General features: G+C 63.7%; 22 protein-coding genes. 13 read left to right on the forward strand and 9 right to left on the reverse strand.

Annotated elements, in window-relative coordinates:
- Positions 1-159: 159 nt before the first annotated feature.
- Positions 160-813: a glutathione S-transferase family protein gene (locus ABIB00_RS33915; protein ID WP_354107374.1), complete on the forward strand. Its 654-nt coding sequence runs from the start codon at positions 160-162 to the stop codon at positions 811-813.
- Between the two features lie 14 nt (positions 814-827).
- On the opposite strand, the gene ABIB00_RS33920 is transcribed toward ABIB00_RS33915, so the two are convergent.
- A complete protein-coding gene (locus ABIB00_RS33920) occupies positions 828-1,556 on the reverse strand; it encodes an SDR family oxidoreductase (RefSeq protein ID WP_354107375.1) in 729 nt (242 codons plus the stop codon).
- 175 nt (positions 1,557-1,731) lie between these two features.
- On the opposite strand from ABIB00_RS33920, the gene ABIB00_RS33925 reads away from it, so the two are divergent.
- Positions 1,732-2,442, forward strand: a complete 711-nt coding sequence (locus tag ABIB00_RS33925; RefSeq protein ID WP_354107376.1) for a glutathione S-transferase family protein — start codon at positions 1,732-1,734, stop codon at positions 2,440-2,442.
- Positions 2,443-2,591: 149 nt separating this feature from the next.
- Here ABIB00_RS33925 and ABIB00_RS33930 read toward each other — a convergent pair whose 3' ends face one another.
- A complete protein-coding gene (locus ABIB00_RS33930) occupies positions 2,592-3,026 on the reverse strand; it encodes a hypothetical protein (RefSeq protein ID WP_354107377.1) in 435 nt (144 codons plus the stop codon).
- Between the two features lie 447 nt (positions 3,027-3,473).
- Between ABIB00_RS33930 and ABIB00_RS33935 the strand changes: the two genes are divergently transcribed.
- The 3 genes from ABIB00_RS33935 (at position 3,474) to ABIB00_RS33945 (ending at position 5,160) form a co-directional block, all read left to right on the forward strand.
- A complete protein-coding gene (locus ABIB00_RS33935) occupies positions 3,474-3,860 on the forward strand; it encodes a RidA family protein (protein ID WP_354107378.1) in 387 nt (128 codons plus the stop codon).
- Between the two features lie 141 nt (positions 3,861-4,001).
- Positions 4,002-4,262, forward strand: coding sequence for a hypothetical protein (locus ABIB00_RS33940; protein ID WP_247347810.1), 261 nt, complete (start codon positions 4,002-4,004; stop codon positions 4,260-4,262).
- Between the two features lie 262 nt (positions 4,263-4,524).
- Positions 4,525-5,160 (forward strand): hypothetical protein, encoded by a 636-nt coding sequence (locus ABIB00_RS33945; protein WP_247347811.1) that lies wholly within the window; start codon positions 4,525-4,527, stop codon positions 5,158-5,160.
- A gap of 4 nt (positions 5,161-5,164) precedes the next feature.
- Here the strand turns inward: ABIB00_RS33945 and ABIB00_RS33950 are convergent, their stop codons facing one another.
- Entirely contained in the window at positions 5,165-5,650 is a 486-nt protein-coding gene (locus tag ABIB00_RS33950) for a J domain-containing protein (protein WP_247347812.1), read from the reverse strand.
- A 111-nt stretch (positions 5,651-5,761) separates the two neighbouring features.
- Here ABIB00_RS33950 and ABIB00_RS33955 point away from each other — a divergent pair, with 111 nt between their 5' ends.
- From ABIB00_RS33955 to ABIB00_RS33965, 3 genes are all read left to right on the forward strand, one after another.
- Positions 5,762-6,529: an SDR family NAD(P)-dependent oxidoreductase gene (locus ABIB00_RS33955; protein WP_247347813.1), complete on the forward strand. Its 768-nt coding sequence runs from the start codon at positions 5,762-5,764 to the stop codon at positions 6,527-6,529.
- 202 nt (positions 6,530-6,731) lie between these two features.
- Positions 6,732-6,980, forward strand: a complete 249-nt coding sequence (locus tag ABIB00_RS33960) for a helix-turn-helix domain-containing protein (protein ID WP_354049163.1) — start codon at positions 6,732-6,734, stop codon at positions 6,978-6,980.
- Between the two features lie 107 nt (positions 6,981-7,087).
- Positions 7,088-7,534 carry a collagen-like protein gene (locus ABIB00_RS33965; RefSeq protein WP_354107379.1) on the forward strand — a complete coding sequence of 149 codons (447 nt, stop codon included), beginning with the start codon at positions 7,088-7,090 and terminating at the stop codon, positions 7,532-7,534.
- Positions 7,535-7,543: 9 nt separating this feature from the next.
- Here ABIB00_RS33965 and ABIB00_RS33970 read toward each other — a convergent pair whose 3' ends face one another.
- Positions 7,544-7,759, reverse strand: a complete 216-nt coding sequence (locus ABIB00_RS33970; RefSeq protein WP_354107380.1) for a hypothetical protein — start codon at positions 7,757-7,759, stop codon at positions 7,544-7,546.
- A gap of 96 nt (positions 7,760-7,855) precedes the next feature.
- The gene (locus tag ABIB00_RS33975; RefSeq protein ID WP_092021683.1) at positions 7,856-8,122 is read right to left on the reverse strand and encodes a DUF2277 domain-containing protein; all 267 of its coding nucleotides are present in this window, start codon (positions 8,120-8,122) and stop codon (positions 7,856-7,858) included.
- 126 nt (positions 8,123-8,248) lie between these two features.
- Here ABIB00_RS33975 and ABIB00_RS33980 point away from each other — a divergent pair, with 126 nt between their 5' ends.
- The 3 genes from ABIB00_RS33980 to ABIB00_RS33990 all read left to right on the forward strand — a co-directional run bounded on the left by ABIB00_RS33980 (position 8,249) and on the right by ABIB00_RS33990 (position 10,523).
- Positions 8,249-9,325: an alpha/beta fold hydrolase gene (locus tag ABIB00_RS33980; protein WP_354107381.1), complete on the forward strand. Its 1,077-nt coding sequence runs from the start codon at positions 8,249-8,251 to the stop codon at positions 9,323-9,325.
- Positions 9,326-9,495: 170 nt separating this feature from the next.
- Positions 9,496-9,840 (forward strand): hypothetical protein, encoded by a 345-nt coding sequence (locus tag ABIB00_RS33985; protein WP_354107382.1) that lies wholly within the window; start codon positions 9,496-9,498, stop codon positions 9,838-9,840.
- Positions 9,841-9,920: 80 nt separating this feature from the next.
- Positions 9,921-10,523, forward strand: coding sequence for an MSMEG_1061 family FMN-dependent PPOX-type flavoprotein (locus ABIB00_RS33990; RefSeq protein ID WP_247347819.1), 603 nt, complete (start codon positions 9,921-9,923; stop codon positions 10,521-10,523).
- Between the two features lie 86 nt (positions 10,524-10,609).
- Here the strand turns inward: ABIB00_RS33990 and bfr are convergent, their stop codons facing one another.
- Positions 10,610-11,098: a bacterioferritin gene (gene bfr, locus ABIB00_RS33995; protein ID WP_247347820.1), complete on the reverse strand. Its 489-nt coding sequence runs from the start codon at positions 11,096-11,098 to the stop codon at positions 10,610-10,612.
- A gap of 132 nt (positions 11,099-11,230) precedes the next feature.
- Positions 11,231-11,503, reverse strand: a complete 273-nt coding sequence (locus ABIB00_RS34000) for a (2Fe-2S)-binding protein (protein ID WP_354107383.1) — start codon at positions 11,501-11,503, stop codon at positions 11,231-11,233.
- Positions 11,504-11,808: 305 nt separating this feature from the next.
- Here ABIB00_RS34000 and ABIB00_RS34005 point away from each other — a divergent pair, with 305 nt between their 5' ends.
- Together ABIB00_RS34005 and ABIB00_RS34010 are read left to right on the forward strand one after the other, a co-directional pair.
- Entirely contained in the window at positions 11,809-12,147 is a 339-nt protein-coding gene (locus ABIB00_RS34005) for a hypothetical protein (RefSeq protein WP_354107421.1), read from the forward strand.
- A 211-nt stretch (positions 12,148-12,358) separates the two neighbouring features.
- On the forward strand, positions 12,359-12,643 hold the full coding sequence (locus ABIB00_RS34010) for a hypothetical protein (RefSeq protein ID WP_247442699.1): 285 nt from the start codon (positions 12,359-12,361) through the stop codon (positions 12,641-12,643).
- A gap of 91 nt (positions 12,644-12,734) precedes the next feature.
- On the opposite strand, the gene ABIB00_RS34015 is transcribed toward ABIB00_RS34010, so the two are convergent.
- Both ABIB00_RS34015 and ettA read right to left on the reverse strand, forming a co-directional pair.
- Positions 12,735-13,961 carry a lytic murein transglycosylase gene (locus tag ABIB00_RS34015; protein WP_354107384.1) on the reverse strand — a complete coding sequence of 409 codons (1,227 nt, stop codon included), beginning with the start codon at positions 13,959-13,961 and terminating at the stop codon, positions 12,735-12,737.
- Positions 13,962-13,968: 7 nt separating this feature from the next.
- Positions 13,969-15,618 (reverse strand): energy-dependent translational throttle protein EttA, encoded by a 1,650-nt coding sequence (ettA, locus tag ABIB00_RS34020; RefSeq protein WP_354107385.1) that lies wholly within the window; start codon positions 15,616-15,618, stop codon positions 13,969-13,971.
- Positions 15,619-15,734: the final 116 nt, after the last annotated feature.

The following is a 15,734-nucleotide window of genomic DNA, read 5'->3' on the forward strand; positions in this document are numbered from 1 at the left end:
TTGATCTGCGCGCGCCATCCTGCACAGCCCGCGGTCGGGACGAAGAGGTGGCCGCAGTCGAACAAAAAGGTGACTGCTCTCCTTGACACACACATGTCTCCGCGGCGGCAATCTGGATTGCTTCGCTGCGCTCGCAATGACGACAAATGGAGACCTCAAATGTCCCCCACCATCACCGCCTTCGAAAGCTCGCCCGACCGCGGCAGGGGACAGGCGCGCGACATGCGGGTGCGCTGGGCGCTCGAGGAGGTGGGTCAGCCCTACGACGTCCGTCTGGTCTCGTTCAAGGACATGAAGCAGCCCGCACATCTCGCGCTGCATCCGTTCGCGCAAATCCCGACCTTCGAGGATGGCGATCTCGCTTTGTTCGAATCCGGCGCGATCGTGCTCCATATCGCGGAGCGCCATGCCGGGCTGCTGCCTGACGATGCGAACGCCCGAGCCCGCGTGATCGCGTGGATGTTTGCCGCGCTGAGCACGCTGGAGCCGCCGATCGTCGAGCTCGGGATGGCCATGCTGTTCGAGCGCGACAAGAGCTGGTACGAGGAGCGCCTGCCGGTCCTGAAGGATCGCGTCCGCGTCAGGCTCGGCGAATTGTCCCGTCGCCTCGGCGATGCCGATTGGCTCGACGGCGCATTCAGCGCCGGCGATCTCATGATGGTGACGGTGCTGCGCCGGTTGAACGCCTCGGGCCTGCTGGACGAATATCCCGGCATCGCCGCCTATGTCGCCCGCGGCGAAGCGCGGCCGGCCTTCAGGCGCGCTTTCGACGCTCAACTGGCGGTTTTCATCGCCGGATCGAAGGGTTCGTAGGGGCGGTTGGCGCTCTAAAGATCGAAATTGGTCGGCAGCATCACCACGTCACGAATTGTCATGCCGCGCGGCCGCGTCAACATGAACATCACGACGTCAGCCACTTCGCTGGCCTCCAGCAGGCTTCCCGATTCCCTGGCTTCCTTCAGCTTCTCCGGCGGCCAGTCCGCGAGCAGTGCGCTGACAACCGGGCCGGGCGAGATCGAGCCGACGCGGATGCCGTGCTTGAAGACCTGGCGCCGCACCGTCTGGACAAAGCAGTTGATCGCCCATTTGGACGACGCATAGACCGGCTCCCATGGTGTCGGAAAATGCGCCGCTAGCGAACTCGTGACGATGATGTCGCCGGTCCGGCGCGCGATCATGTGCGGCAGCACGTCGTGCACGTTCTTCATCACGACGTTGACATTCAGGTTCAGCATCCGGTCGATCGCCATGGTGTCGGCATCGACCAGATCGCCACCGACATAGGTGCCGGCATTCGCATGCAGGATGTCGAGCTGGCCGGCCTGCTCCAGAACGCGCGGCAGCAGCGTTGCGCAATCCTTTGGTTCCAGCAGGTCGACCAGCAGCGGGATCACTGCGTCGCCGTGCTTGTCGCCGAGCGCCTTCAGCGCGGCCTCGTCGCGGTCGACCATCACCACGCGCGCGCCCGCGGCCAACATCGCCTCGGTGCTGGCCAATCCGATGCCCGACGCAGCGCCGGTCACGGCTGCAACCTTGCCTTCCAAGTCTCTCGCCATAGGGATCCCCATCTCGCCGAGGTCACCAGGATCCGGAGTATAGCGATCCCGGGCGACGTTGTCGGGGACAAACCGGCGACGATGCCATCGTCCGCCGAAGGAGGCGGCGCACAAAGCGCGGGACTGTTGCAAGCCCGTCACTGCGGCGATACGACTTCAGCTCGAGGAGCATCCCATGCTGACCCTCTATTCCTATCCAGACCTGTTCGGCGTCGCCGACAACAACGGCTACGGCCTCAAGGTCTATGCCTTCCTGAAGCTCGCGGGCGTGCCGTTCGTGCATGAGCACGTGTTCGACGCCTCCGCCGCGCCGCGCGGGCAGCTGCCCTATATCGTGGATGACGGCGAGACGATCGGCGACAGCGAGACCATCATCGCGCACGCGATCGCGAAGTACCGCCTCACCATCGATGCAGCGCTAACTGCGGAGCAGAGGCGGACCAATCATCTCGTCACGCGCATGCTCGACGATCTCTACTGGGTGATGTCGTATTCGCGCTGGAAGGACGAGCGCTATTATCCGGCGTTTCGCGACGCCTTCATCGCGCAGCACAAGCAGATCGACGCGACAGGATTCGAGAAGGCGAAGGCGTATAATTCGCAGCGCTATCATTTCCAGGGCATCGGCCGCTATACGCCCGAGCAGGCTTACGCGCGGGGGCTCGCCGATCTGCAGGTGCTGGTCGAGATCGTGCCGGCGACCGGCTTCGTGCACGGCCAGGCGCCGACCAGCATCGATGCCGGCATCTACGGCTTCATCGCCAACATCTATTACTTCCCAATCCCGACGCCGCTGAAGGCGTTCGTCGATCCGCACACAAATCTCGTCGCGCATTGCGGGCGGATTCATGCGGCGGTGACGCCGCAACCACAGACCTCATCCTGAGGAGATCGCGAAGCGATCGTCTCGAAGGATGGCCGCGGGCGAGACGGGCCCGCATGGTTCGAGACGGCGCTACGCGCCTCCTCACCATGAGGGTCTAACACCGCAATGAGGGGCACGGTGCTTGCGCGCCTTTGCCCCCTCTACACGCCCTACCGCATCGTGATCGCGAGCCCGCTCAGATCCGCATTCGCCATCAGGCCTACCTGTGTGCCGGACAGCTCGAGCACGGCGCCCTTCTGGTTGGTCAGCACGATGGCGCGGGCGCCGCGGCCGATCGCGATGCCGGCACCGGCGGCGCCGTAGACGCCGGCGATGTCGGAGGGCCGGTTGATGTTGGAGACGCGGCCGCGCAGCACGGTCTTGGAGCCGCCGAAGACGAGGCCGTAATCGAGCCCGCCGGTCGAGAGCGAATAGGAGCGGCCGCGGAAGCTCAGCACGCCCGAGCCGCCGGACCCGCCGATGATCCAGCCCGCCTTGTAGATCGTCAGCACCACGGTGCCGCCGTCGGCCAGCGCCGAGGTCGAGAGGCCGGCAAGCGCGGCAATGCCGAGCAGCGCGGCGCGAAGGGTGGATGCGAATTTCATGGGGGTCTCCGGGGGCTATTTTTCAAGGCGGGAAACGAATCAGACGCAGCGAATGTATCCGATGCATCGCGGCGGCAACATGATGGGGTGGGCGTGAATCGCGGTCTGTAGCACACGCTCAACTGTCATCGTCCGGCTTGACCGGACGATCCAGTATTCCAGAGATCGCGGTGGGATACCGAGACGCCGCGGCGTACTGGATGCCCCGGTCGAGCCGGGGCATGACGGCGGAGTTTGGCGCGACCAGACGCCCGACTGCCATCATGCCATTCTGCCCCTGTTTTGCCCGACGGAGCAAATGAATATTTTGCTTTTCCCGAAAACAAAAAAGATCAACGATTTCTGCTTGATGCCTACTGTGCATGGGGTTGTTTTCGCGTTTTTTGTTGGAGCGGGCCCGACCTGCCGCTACGCTTACCGCCTCCAGCCGTCCATCCGAGGTGATCCATGCCGATCCAGCATTTCGCACCCCCGCCGCACGCCAAGGCGCCGCCGCTATCCTTTGCCACGCGCGCCGGTGATCTCCTGTTCGCCTCCGGCATTCCCGGCTTCGACGCCGGCGGCGCGCTGCCCGACGCCTTCGAGGCGCAGTTCGCCAACGTCGTCGTCAACATCAAGCGAGTGCTGGAGGAGGCCGGCGCCGGCGTCCGCGATCTCGTCAAGGTCAACGTGCTCCTGACCCGCGCCTCCGACGTCGCCGCCATGAACGCGCTCTACGCCGGCGCCTTCGGCCCACCACCCTACCCCGCCCGCACCACCTGCGTGGTCCAGGCGCTGCCCGATCCGAAGATGCTGATCGAGATCGAGGCGGTGGCGTCGCTGGCCAAGGGGTAATCAAGCGACAGTCAAGGAATAAGGGTCGACCGAACAGCCGACGAACGGCTGACATATCCGTGAACGGTCGCCGCCCCGCTTGCCAGCCGCGCAGATTTGCCGCACCAGTTTCCTTCTCACGTTCCCATCAGGAGATATTTCATGCGTCGCGTTCTCGCCCTCTGTGCCGTTGCCGGCATCGCCACCTCCGTGTTCGCCGTGCCGGCCTCTGCCGCGGTCGGCTATTACGTGATCCGCTGGGACAACACCGGCATCTGCCAGGTCTGGAACGAGGACCTGAAGTACAAGCCGTTCCAGTGGGGCGTCTCGACCTACAAGGTCGTCAGCAAGCCGCTCCCGACCTTCACGGCCGCCTCGGACCTCCAGATCAAGCTGCGCGCGGAGCGCCGCTGCACGCTCTGAGCCTTACACGACAGATCATATTTTGAGGGCGGATTGCGCAAGCGGTCCGCCCTTTTCTTTTTGGACGCGCCGCTGGTTTTCGGCCGAAGTCACGCATTTTCCGCGCACGCGCTTTGAACCTGGCCACCTGGCGGAACTACTCACATCTTGTCCGGGGCGCGCCCCCCCCAAAAAGCGTCTCGCACCACCCCTCCCCAGCAAGGATGCGATGCTAGCATCCTTGCCCGCTCGTTTTTTTACCTCGTGGCTTTGGAGCCAATCGATGCGCGCACCGGCGACAACAACGATTCTCGCCGCATCGCTCCTGCTCGCTGCAACGGCGTACGCGCAGGCCCCGCAATCCTTTCGCGTGATCTCGCCAATCTTCGGCCAGCTGGTCAGCTTCGCGATGCCGTCGAATTTTTCCGCGGTGTTCGAGAACACCGCGGACGGCCACTACATCCGCGAGGCGGTGCTGAAGGGCGAGACGCCGGAACGCTGGACCGAGATGATCACCGTGACAGGCGAGAAGGGCATGACGCTCACTCCAGGTTCATCGCCGGAGAAATTCGCGGGCTCGATCGCAGGCGGTTTCAAATCCGCCTGCCCCGACAGCTTTGCGGCAAGACCGCTCGGCACCACCACGTTCGGCCGCTTCGAAGGTTTCGTCGCCGTGATCGGCTGCGGCCGCGTCGACAGCGGCCCGACCCGGCACAGCGAGACCGCGCTCCTGGTCACCTTGAAGGGTACGACCGACTATTACACCATCCAGTGGGCCGAGCGCGGCCCCGAAAGCGACGAGCCGCCCGTGAACGACGACCGCTGGCAGGCGCGTTTGCGCGCACTCAGCCCGATCGAGCTCTGCCCGATCGTAGCGGGCGAAGCCGCGCCCTATCCGAGCTGCGTGAACAAGAGCTGAGCTCTCACGCGTCCTTGTACGCGCGGGGATGGATCAGGACATCGCGCGCGGCGGCGAGGTCGATGAAGGCTTCGGCGCTGCCGCCCTGGTCGGGGTGCATGCCCTTGGCCGCGCGGCGATAGGCCTGGTTGATGTCCTCGCAGGTGAGCTGCACGGCGAGCGGCAGGCCGAGCACCTTGCGGGCGCGATCCTCGCTGGACAGTTTTTTCGGCATGGCGTTGCGGCGGCCGAAGCGCGGCGCGGTGAGATCATGAACGACCTCGAGGACCACGCCGATGCGCCGCTGGGCCGCCAGCGTGACGCTGTGATCGTCATTGTCCACGGCCTGGCGCAGCACCGGCAGCGCCTGCTCGGCGGCCAGGCGCAGCATGGTATCGGTGCTCATCCGCACGATCTCGGCGACGAGCCGGCCCGCCTCGGCCCAATCGGCGCCTTGCGACGACCGCAGGCGTTCGAGTGCGAGTTTCCAGGATTCAAGCCGTTCCATCATGCGCGCAACGTTTAGCAATGAAGATCAGTATGCCAAGGCCGCCGTTTCCGACCCCTTAATTTCGGGTTAGCCTTTCATGAAACTTAGAAGCGAAATCGGGAGGAAATTGTCATGGCATTGCTCGCTAACCATATCGCCGTCGTCACGGGCGCCGGTTCCGGCATTGGCCGGGCAATCGCGGAAGGCTACGCACGCGAAGGCGCGCGGATCGTGCTGCTCGACGTCAACGCCGACACGGTCGCGGAAGCCGCCGAGGGAATCCGCAAGGCCGGCGGCAAGGCGGAGAGCTTTGCGCTCGACGTGACCAAGCGCGACGACTGTTTTGCGCTCGCCAAGCAGGTCGCCGACAAGGTTGGGCAGGTCTCGATCCTCGTCAACAATGCCGGCATCACCCGCCGCAATGCCTTCACCGCGGAGCCGGAGACAGTGGCGAAGGACTGGAACGACATCATCTCGCTCAACCTCAACGGCGTCTTCAACATGACGCAGGCGTTCCTCAGCCCGTTGCGCGCAGCTAAGGGTCGCATCGTCAATATCGGCTCGATCCAGTCCTTCGTGCATCTGCGCACGCCGAGTTCGGCGGCCTACACCACCTCGAAGCACGGCGTGCTCGGCTTCACCAAGGCGCTCGCGGTCGAGCTCGGCAAGGAGGGCGTGCGCGTCAATGCGATCGGGCCGGGCTTCATCGAGACCAACATCAACGCCAATGTGCGCGCGACGAATCCGGCGCTGGTGCAGGCCTTCGTCGATCACACCCCGCTGGCGCGCACCGGCAAGCCCGAGGACATCGTAGGCCCCGCGATCTTCCTCGCGTCGGATATGTCGGCCTACGTGACGGGAACGATCGTGATGGTGGACGGCGGATACCGGACGGTGTGAGCGGGGCGAGATATGCCCGCATCACGATGCATCTCGCGCCAATCGCGGCGCCTTCGCGGCAATCCTGAGGTCAATTGGTGCGATCGCCCGCGGTTAACCTTTCATTAACCAAACCCGCTCACCGTATATCTACGGCTTGGGGGTCGTTGGTTCTCGATCCGCTTCCAAAGATGGAAGCGGGCGTCGATCGGGAGGTGTTTTGATGACCACTGTTCATGTCGCTACGTCCGAACCGGGCGCGCAATTCCTTGCCCCGAACCAGATCGTTCCGCTGCTGATCGGCGCGACCGTCGACGAGGTCGAGCGTGAGCTCGTGCTCCAGACACTCGCGCGCTGCGACGGCAACCGGACGCGCGCGTCGCGCGTGCTCGGCCTGTCGGTGCGCACGTTGCGCAACAAGATCAGGATCTATGCCGCCTCCGGCATCGAGGTCCCTGCCTATCACGACTAGCGCGTGACGTGCAGCCGATTGATGTTGATCAACCCTGCGCGCCGGGCGGAATTGCCGCTGCCGTCAAAGGCCGCTAAGTAGCTGGCTTCCGCAGAGGGAGCAGTGGCGTGGCAGACGAACAAAAACGGCAGGGACCGCGCGGACGTCAGGGCGAACCGGGACGGCCGGGACCACAGGGTCATCCAGGCAAGCGGGGACCGGACGGCGCGCGCGGCAAGCCCGGGCCAGAGGGCAAGCCGGGCCCGATCGGAAAGGCCGGCCCCCTGGGCAAGGCCGGCCCGCAAGGCAAGCAGGGTGAAGCCGGCCCGCGTGGTGAAGCCGGGCCTCCGGGCCAATTGCCGTCGATCGAACAAGTGTTACCGTGGCTTGATCAGCTTTTCGACGCCTGGGACGAACGCCGCCGCCAGCGCGAGCATGAAGCTGCCGAGCGCGAGGCGCTGGAGGCCGCCGTGCAGGAGGTCGACGACGTGCCCCTCGATGACGGGGACGACGGCAGCGAAGGCGATGATCACAGGAAGAAGAAGAAAAAGAAGAAGCACGGCCACAAGGACTGACAGACGAATCTATTTCGTCCCGTTCTCGCGTCGCGGCAGCATGCCCATGCGCTCGAACTGCCAGCGCATGGCGCGGTACCAGAGATAGCCGACTGCCGCGCCGCACAAGGCGAGGACCACGACGTTCGCGCTCGAGAACGAGCCGCTCCACCACGTCATCCACGCGGTCCACAGCAGCGTGAAAACGATGGCACCTGCTTTCAGCGGAAGAAGGAGGCGGCTCATGGTCGTGCTCCGGGGTGTCAAAAGCCCGGCGAACATCATCGCGCGTTGAAACCGCTTTCACCGTGAGGCAGATCACGGAACGACGTTCGAGGCCGCCTAACCGAAACGCAGCCGCGAGCGTTCCTTCGCCTTTTCCGCCTCGACCTCCCGATCGCGCGCCGGCGCATGAGTGTGCAGCGACGTCAGGAGTTTTCGCGCGACCTCCGATACCTCCGCCACGGCGCGGTCGAAGGCCGCCTCATTGGCCTGCGACGGCTTATTGAAGCCGGACAGTTTTCGCACGAACTGGATCGCACTGGCGTGGATCTCATCCTCCGTCGCCGGCGGCTCGAAATTGAACAGCGTCTTGATGTTGCGGCACATGCAGTCTCTCCTGATGCTTCCCTTGAAGACGATCGACGACAGCGAAATCCTACATCCTTCCGGACAGTTCTGCTAAGTTCCGCCGCAACGCGGCCGCCGACCATGAGCCGCATGGGGGAAATCGACATGAAAGCTTCTTGCGCGGCGCTGTCAGCCATCCTGTTGTCCGTCTCGTTGTCGACCATCTCGACATCCGCATTGGCGGCCGATTATCCGGCGCCGAAGCAGGGCGACTGGATCGCCAGGGATTTCAAATTCCACACCGGCGAGACCATGCCGGAGCTGAAGCTGCACTACACCACCGTCGGCGAGCCCTCAGGCCAGCCGGTGCTGGTGCTGCACGGCACCGGCGGCTCGGGCGCGAGCATGCTGTCGCCCGCCTTTGCCGGCGAGCTGTTCGGCGCGGGGCAGCCACTCGATGCCTCCAAATATTACATCATCATCCCCGACAATATCGGCCATGGCAAATCGTCAAAACCGTCCGACGGGATGAAGACGAACTTTCCGAAATACGATTACGGCGACATGGTCGAGGCGCAGTATCGCCTGGTGACGGAAGGGCTCGGGGTCAAGCACCTGCGGCTCGTCATCGGTAATTCGATGGGCGGCATGCAGACCTGGATGTGGGGCGAGAGATATCCGAAGGCGATGGACGCGCTGGTGCCGATGGCCTCGCAGCCGACCGAGATGGCGTCGCGCAACTGGATGCTGCGGCGGATCATGCTCGACACCATCCGCAGCGATCCCGACTACAATGGCGGCAACTATACCGGCCAGCCGCGCATGATGAAATACGCGATCGCCGCCTACGGCATCGCGAGCATTGGCGGCACGCTGGCCTATCAATCGCAAGCGCCGACGGCAGCCAAGGCCGACAAGATCGTCGATGATCGGCTGGCCATGCCGATCGCGGCAGATGCCAACGACTTCCTCTACCAGTGGGAGTCCTCGCATGACTACAATGCCGGCGAGAAGCTGGAGCAGATCGAGGCCTCGCTGCTGCTGATCAATTCTGCCGACGACGAGCGCAACCCGCCCGAGACCGGTATCACGGACGCTGCGATGAAGCGGGTCAAGAATGGGCGTCTCTACCTGATTCCAGGGAGCACCGAGACGCGCGGCCACGGCACCACGGGCAACGCAAAATTCTACAGCGAGCAGGTCCGGCAGTTTCTACAAACCGCGCCGCAGCGGACGATGTAGGATTGCCAGGCTCGCAGCCATATCGCGATGCATCATATGCGGCGCCTCGACGCCGCATATTATTTGAGCATGCAATGCGCTGACAGCTCGGGCTTAATCGCATCAACGATACGAATCGACGCGCGGGACAATCGCGCGCCAATGGCACGACACGCGATGAGGAGGATCGCATGCACAGGCTCGTACTGTGCGTTTGGCTGGCGGTGCTGACGAGCGCCGCGTTCGCGTTCGACAACGGGCAATATGATCACGTCCCGCCCGACGTCCGCGCCTGGTTCAAGAGCGTGATTGCACCGAACGGCGTGCCCTGCTGCGACGTCTCCGACGGCCATCGTACCGACTACGACGTGCGCAGTGGCGCCTATTGGGTGCCGATCGAGGGACAATGGATGCAGGTGCCCGAGCGCGCCATCATCCGTGACTGCGGCAATCCGGTCGGCCAGGCCGTGGTGTGGTACGTCCACCACCGCGGCGCTATCATCATCAGCTGCTTCGTGCCGGCGGATGCGGTGTAGCAGACGGCAGACCCGAATTTCATTGGCTGAAAATGGTCCAATCAGATAGTTTGACGCGAAGCTGAAGCGGAGGCACGCCGTTGACTGATCTTTGCGCCGAAGACCTCGCCACCATCTATGCCCAGCCGAGCCCGCGCGTGATCGCGAAAGCGCGCCCCGCGATCGATACGCACGCGAAGAAATTCATCGAGATGTCGCCCTTCTGCGTGCTCGCGACATCGGGCGTGGACGGCAGCGTCGATGCCTCACCACGCGGCGGCGGCGTTGGCTTCGTCCACGTCGCCGGCCCCAACCAGCTGCTGATGCCTGATCGCTCCGGCAACAACCGCATCGACAGTTTTCGGAACGTCGTCGAGGGCTCGGGCTTCGTGCATCTGTTGTTCTTCGTCCCCGGTATCGACGAGACGCTGCGCGTCGGCGGCCGCGGCACACTGTCCGCCGATCCGGACCTGCTCGCCTCGATGGTGGAATTCGGCAAGCCGCCGCGCGCGGTGCTGAACGTCGCCGTCAGCGAAGTCTATTTCCACTGCGGCAAGGCACTGATGCGCTCGAAGCTGTGGTCGTCCGAGAAGGTGCCGCGCTCGGTGATGCCGAGCATCGTCGAGGTGGTCCATGAGCAGACCGGCCTTGGTGAGCCGCAGAGTCAGGAGATCGTGGAAGAGCTCTACAAGACGCAGTTGTAGCTGGCGTCCTAAACTGTCGCCCCGGCCTGGCGCGCAATTGCGAACCAGGCCGACACGAAATTTTGTGGCAGCGCTAACGCGCCAGACTAATGCCCCTCGCCCTCGAGCCCGCCGACGTGCTTCTGGGTGTAGAGTTCGAGGCCGATGCGGCCGATCAAATCTAGCTGGGTCTCGAGGAAGTCGATGTGGTGCTCCTCGTCGCTCATCAGCTTCTCGAACAGGTCACGCGTGACGTAGTCCTTGACGCTGTGGCAATAGGTTGCCGCTTCCTGATAGAGTGCGCGCGCGCTCATCTCGGCGGCGAGATCGCAATCGATGATCTCCTTGACGTTCTGGCCGATGCGCAAGGGATCGAGCACCTGCATGTTCGGAAAGCCGTCGAAGAACAGGATGCGCTCGGTGAGCTTGTCGGCGTGCTCCATCTCCTCGATGGACTCCTTGCGCCAGACCTTGGCCATGTCCCGCAGCCCCCAATTGTCGAGGAAGCGATAGTGGAGCCAGTACTGGTTGATCGCAGTCAGTTCGTGACGCAGTGCCTTGTTGAGATAGTCGATAACTTTTGCGTCGCCCTGCATGATGCACTCCAGATCTTGCGTCCAAATCGGCTCTGCACCGAATTTAGAATGCTTCTAAATGAGTTTAGGGACGGGGGCAACCGGCTACGGGGACGCAGCCGGGATAAAGCTCAGCCGAGGTTGCGGAAGTTTTCAGCAGGCCGCGAGGGCAAACTGGGCGGGCTCGGCCGTCTCGTCGTTGGCGGCAACGGTGTGGTTGTGGGGGCAGCCGGAGCAGCAGGACTTGGCACACGGGCCGAGCGCTTCGTCGATGATGGTCTTGATTGTCCGCGCGCAGCGGCCGCATTCGGCGCTACAGCCGAGACACCCATAAACCTGCTTGGCATGGCGCACGGCGTCATCGGACTCGGCGACGGCGGCGCGGATGTCGTCATCGCTTAGCACGTTACAGGAACAAACGATCATGGAAGCGGCAGGCCCTTCGGTGATGCGCCATCATCGATATTTAAGAGGCCGTCCGGATGCAAAAGGAAAAAGCGGTATTTGAAGCTATTCCAAACTGGCGCGGAAACAGCCTAGAACGACTCTAAAATAGGGTGTTGCGCTGGATCAATTTCGCGGCGGACCTAGTTCGCCCCCTCCACCACCATCGCCGCGCCTCCGCAATCCCGTCGGCCCCCGGCGAGGGTGCCGTTCATTGATCATTCAACCGAAGTATGGAACTTTGCCTCCAAAGAGTTGCCGTGTGTTTGTTCGAAAGGTCGAAGCCAATGAAGAAGTCGCTCGTGGCAGTTGCTGCCGTCGCCACCCTGGCCCTGACGGCCGGTACACCCGCCCATGCGCAGCGCGGCGTTGCTGCGGGCGTGGCAGCCGGAATCATCGGCGGTGCCATTGTTGGCGGCGCATTGGCCTCCCCGTATAATTACGGACCTGGCCCGGGTTACGGATATGGTCCGGGCTACGGCCCCGGTTACTACCCGCCCCGCTATTACGCGCCGGGTCCTGGCTATGTCGCCGACGACTATTACGGCAACGGCTGCGTCTGGCAGAAGCAGCGCTTCTGGGACGGCTATGCGTGGCGCGCCCGCCGCGTCAGAGTCTGTGGCTGAGTCGCGCCAAGCCGTTTCATTCCGGATGCGCCGTTCATCTCGGGGCCTGAAAAAGACCGCTTTTTCTCGTCACAGCTCCGTGTGCGTTTACCGCGGATTGACCATTTGCGCGCTTCCTAGCTGCAAGGCCAATTCCATCAGAGTCTGCGTGAACCTTTGAACCCCGGACGCTCCTAACAAGGTGCGTCCATCTCTCAGGAGAGCCAAGAGCATGAAGAAGACTTTAGTTGCCGCCCTCGCGGTTGCGACGATCGCCGGTTCGCTGGTGACTGCCACTCCGTCGGCCCAGGCCCGTGACGGCGTCGGCGTCGGCATCGCGGCCGGCCTGATCGGCGGCGCCATCGTCGGCGGCGCCATCGCGTCGAGCCGTCCGGCCTATGGCGGTCCGGTATACGTGGCCGAGCCCGGCCCGCCGCCCCCGCCCTGCTACTGGCAGCGTCAGCGTTATTGGGACGGCTACGGCTGGGCCGTCCGCCCGGTTCGCGTTTGCTACTGATCTGATCGCATGGCGCTCATAAGCGCCGCGATCAAAGCCCGGCCGAGCATCTCGGCCGGGCTTTTTCTTTGAGCCAGAGGACCGAGACCCGCTATCGCGCCGCCTGGATCGAGCGCAGCACCTCTTCGCTCGGCCAGCAATCGACCTTGAGGCCGGCGGACTTCTGATAGGCACCAAGCGCGGCGCGCGTCTGCATGCCGGCCTTACCGTCGATCTTGTCCTTGTAGAGCCCGACGCGCGTCAGCCCGCGCTGCATGGTCTCGACGTCCTTGGTACGCAATTGCTTCGAGGCCGACCACGGCGTCGTGAACGGCTGCGGGCTCGTCATGCGGTCGCCGAGATGGCCGACGAACAGCACGTAGAGATCGGAGAAATTGTATTCCTTGATGACGAAGTAGTTCTTCGTGGTCAGGAAGGACGGGCCGTAGATGCCTTCCGGTTGCAGCAGCGAGGCCGGCTGCGCCTGCTCGGCGGCACTGAGCTTTTGCCCCCGCACCGGCACAAAGCCTTCGCGCAGCCACTGGCCGATCGGCTTCGTCACCTCGGGCACGCCGCTGGTGCAATCGACCTTGGCAGGCGCCTGCACTTCGTAAGCCCAGCGCACGCCGCTCTGCCAACCCTTGTTGACAAGCTGCTGCGCGGCGGATGCGAGCGCATCCGGCACCGAGTGCCAGATGTCGATGTGGCCGTCACGGTCGAAATCGACGCCGTGCTTGTAATATTCGGACGGCAGGAATTGCGTGAGACCTGTGGCGCCGGCCCAGGACGAGCGCATGTCCTTGCGTGTCACAACGCCGTCGCCGAGGATTTTCAGCGAGAGGATGAACTCGTTGCGATAGGTGTCCTTGCGGCGGCCGACATAGGCCTGCGTCGCCAGCACGCGCACGAGATCGTAAGGCAGCGTGTAGCGGCCATAGTCGGTCTCGCGGCCCCAGATCGCCAGCATGACGGTGGCGGGCACGCCGGAGTTTTTCTCGATCTCGGTCAGCGCCGGCCGATATTTTTGCAGCAGAAGCTGCCCCTCGCCCGCGAGCCGCGCGATCGAGGCTTCCCTGACGTAGTCGGCCGGCACCTGCACGAACTCGGCCTGCGACGGCGCCCCCGTTGCGGGCCGTCCCGGCAGGATCAGATCGGGCAGCTTGTAGTCAGGTTCGAGCCCGCGCGTCTCTCGCTCGAACGTCGCGCGCGACACGCCGGCGGCCTGCGCTTCCGGCCAGAGCGAGGCGATGAACTGCGTGAAGGCGGCGTCGGCGGCGCGGGCGGGCGGCAGGCTACAGGTGATGGTGATCACCGCAGCTATGAGCGCCCGCCGCATCATACCGAAATCACCGCGTCAGCTTCTTGTACTTCACGCGATGCGGGATGATGCTGTCCTGGCCGAGCCGGCGCATCTTGTCCTTTTCGTAATCCTGGAAGTTGCCCTCGAACCATTCGACGTGACTGTCGCCTTCGAAGGCCAGGATGTGGGTCGCGATGCGGTCGAGGAACCAGCGATCATGGCTGATGATGACGGCGCAGCCGGCGAAATCCTCCAGGGCTTCTTCGAGCGCGCGCAGCGTGTCGACGTCGAGATCGTTGGTCGGTTCGTCGAGCAGCAGCACGTTCGAGCCGGACTTCAGCATTTTCGCAAGATGCACGCGGTTGCGTTCACCGCCTGAGAGCGCGCCGACCTTCTTCTGCTGATCGGCGCCCTTGAAGTTAAACGAAGAGCAATAGCCGCGTGAATTGACTTCCCTCTTGCCGAGCAGGATCAGTTCATTGCCGCCGGAGATCTCCTCCCACACGTTCTTGCTGCCATCGAGCGCGTCGCGGGACTGGTCGACGTAACCGAGATGAACGCTCTCGCCGACCGTGATGGTGCCCTTGTCCGGCTCCTCCTGCTTGGTGATCATCCTGAACAGCGTAGTCTTGCCGGCGCCGTTGGCGCCGATCACGCCGACGATACCGCCGGGCGGCAGCTTGAAAGTGAGATCGTCGATCAGCATGCGATCGCCGAAACCTTTGCTGAGCCCTTCGAAGTCGACCACGTTCTGACCGAGTCGCTCGGCCACAGGAATCGTGATCTGCGCGGTCTGGGCCTGCTTTTCGCTCGCCTGTTTCAGCAGTTCGTCATAGCGCTGATAGCGCGCCTTGGATTTGGCCTGGCGGGCTTTCGGCGAGGACGCGATCCATTCCTGCTCGCGGGCCAGCGTCTTCTGATGCGCAGCGTCCTCGCGGCCCTCCTGCTCGAGCCGCTTCTGCTTCTGCTGCAGCCAGGACGAGTAATTGCCCTCGTAGGGGATGCCCTTGCCGCGATCGAGCTCGAGGATCCAACTCGTGACGTTGTCGAGGAAGTAGCGGTCATGGGTGACGATCAGGATCGCGCCGGGATAGTTGCGCAAATGCCCTTCCAGCCACGACACGGATTCTGCGTCGAGATGGTTGGTCGGTTCGTCGAGCAGCAGGAGTTCGGGCTGGTCGAGCAGCAGCTTGCACAGCGCGACGCGGCGGCGCTCGCCGCCGGAGAGTTTCGAGACCTCGGCATCGTCGGGCGGGCAGCGCAGCGCGTCCATGGCCTGGTCGACCTTGCTGTCGAGATCCCAGAGGCCCTGGGCCTCGATCTCGTCCTGCAGCTTGGTCATCTCGTCCGCGGTCTCCTCGGAATAATTCATCGCCAGCTCATTGTAGCGATCGAGGATGGCCTTCTGCTTGGCGACGCCCAGCATGACGTTCTCGCGCACGCTGAGTGTCGGATCGAGATGCGGCTCCTGTTCGAGATAGCCGACGCGGGCGCCCTGGGCGACCCAGGCCTCGCCGTTGTACTCCTTGTCGAGGCCGGCCATGATCTTGAGCAGCGTCGACTTGCCCGAGCCGTTGACACCGAGGACGCCGATCTTGGCGTCCGGGTAGAACGACAAATGGATGTTATCGAGCACCTTGCGGGTCGGGTAGCTCTTGGTCAGGCCCTGCATAAAGTAGATGAACTGGCGCGCCATCGGTCCCGAAAACCTTCGATTTGAGGAAATTTGCTTGCCGCCGATGTAGCGATCCCGCCCCCAAAGGGCAATGTTTTCCCTCCGTTCACCATGGATCAATACGGGTCGGACACCAT

It is taken from the genome of Bradyrhizobium sp. LB14.3 (assembly GCF_040547985.1).
In the GTDB taxonomy this organism is placed as follows: domain Bacteria; phylum Pseudomonadota; class Alphaproteobacteria; order Rhizobiales; family Xanthobacteraceae; genus Bradyrhizobium.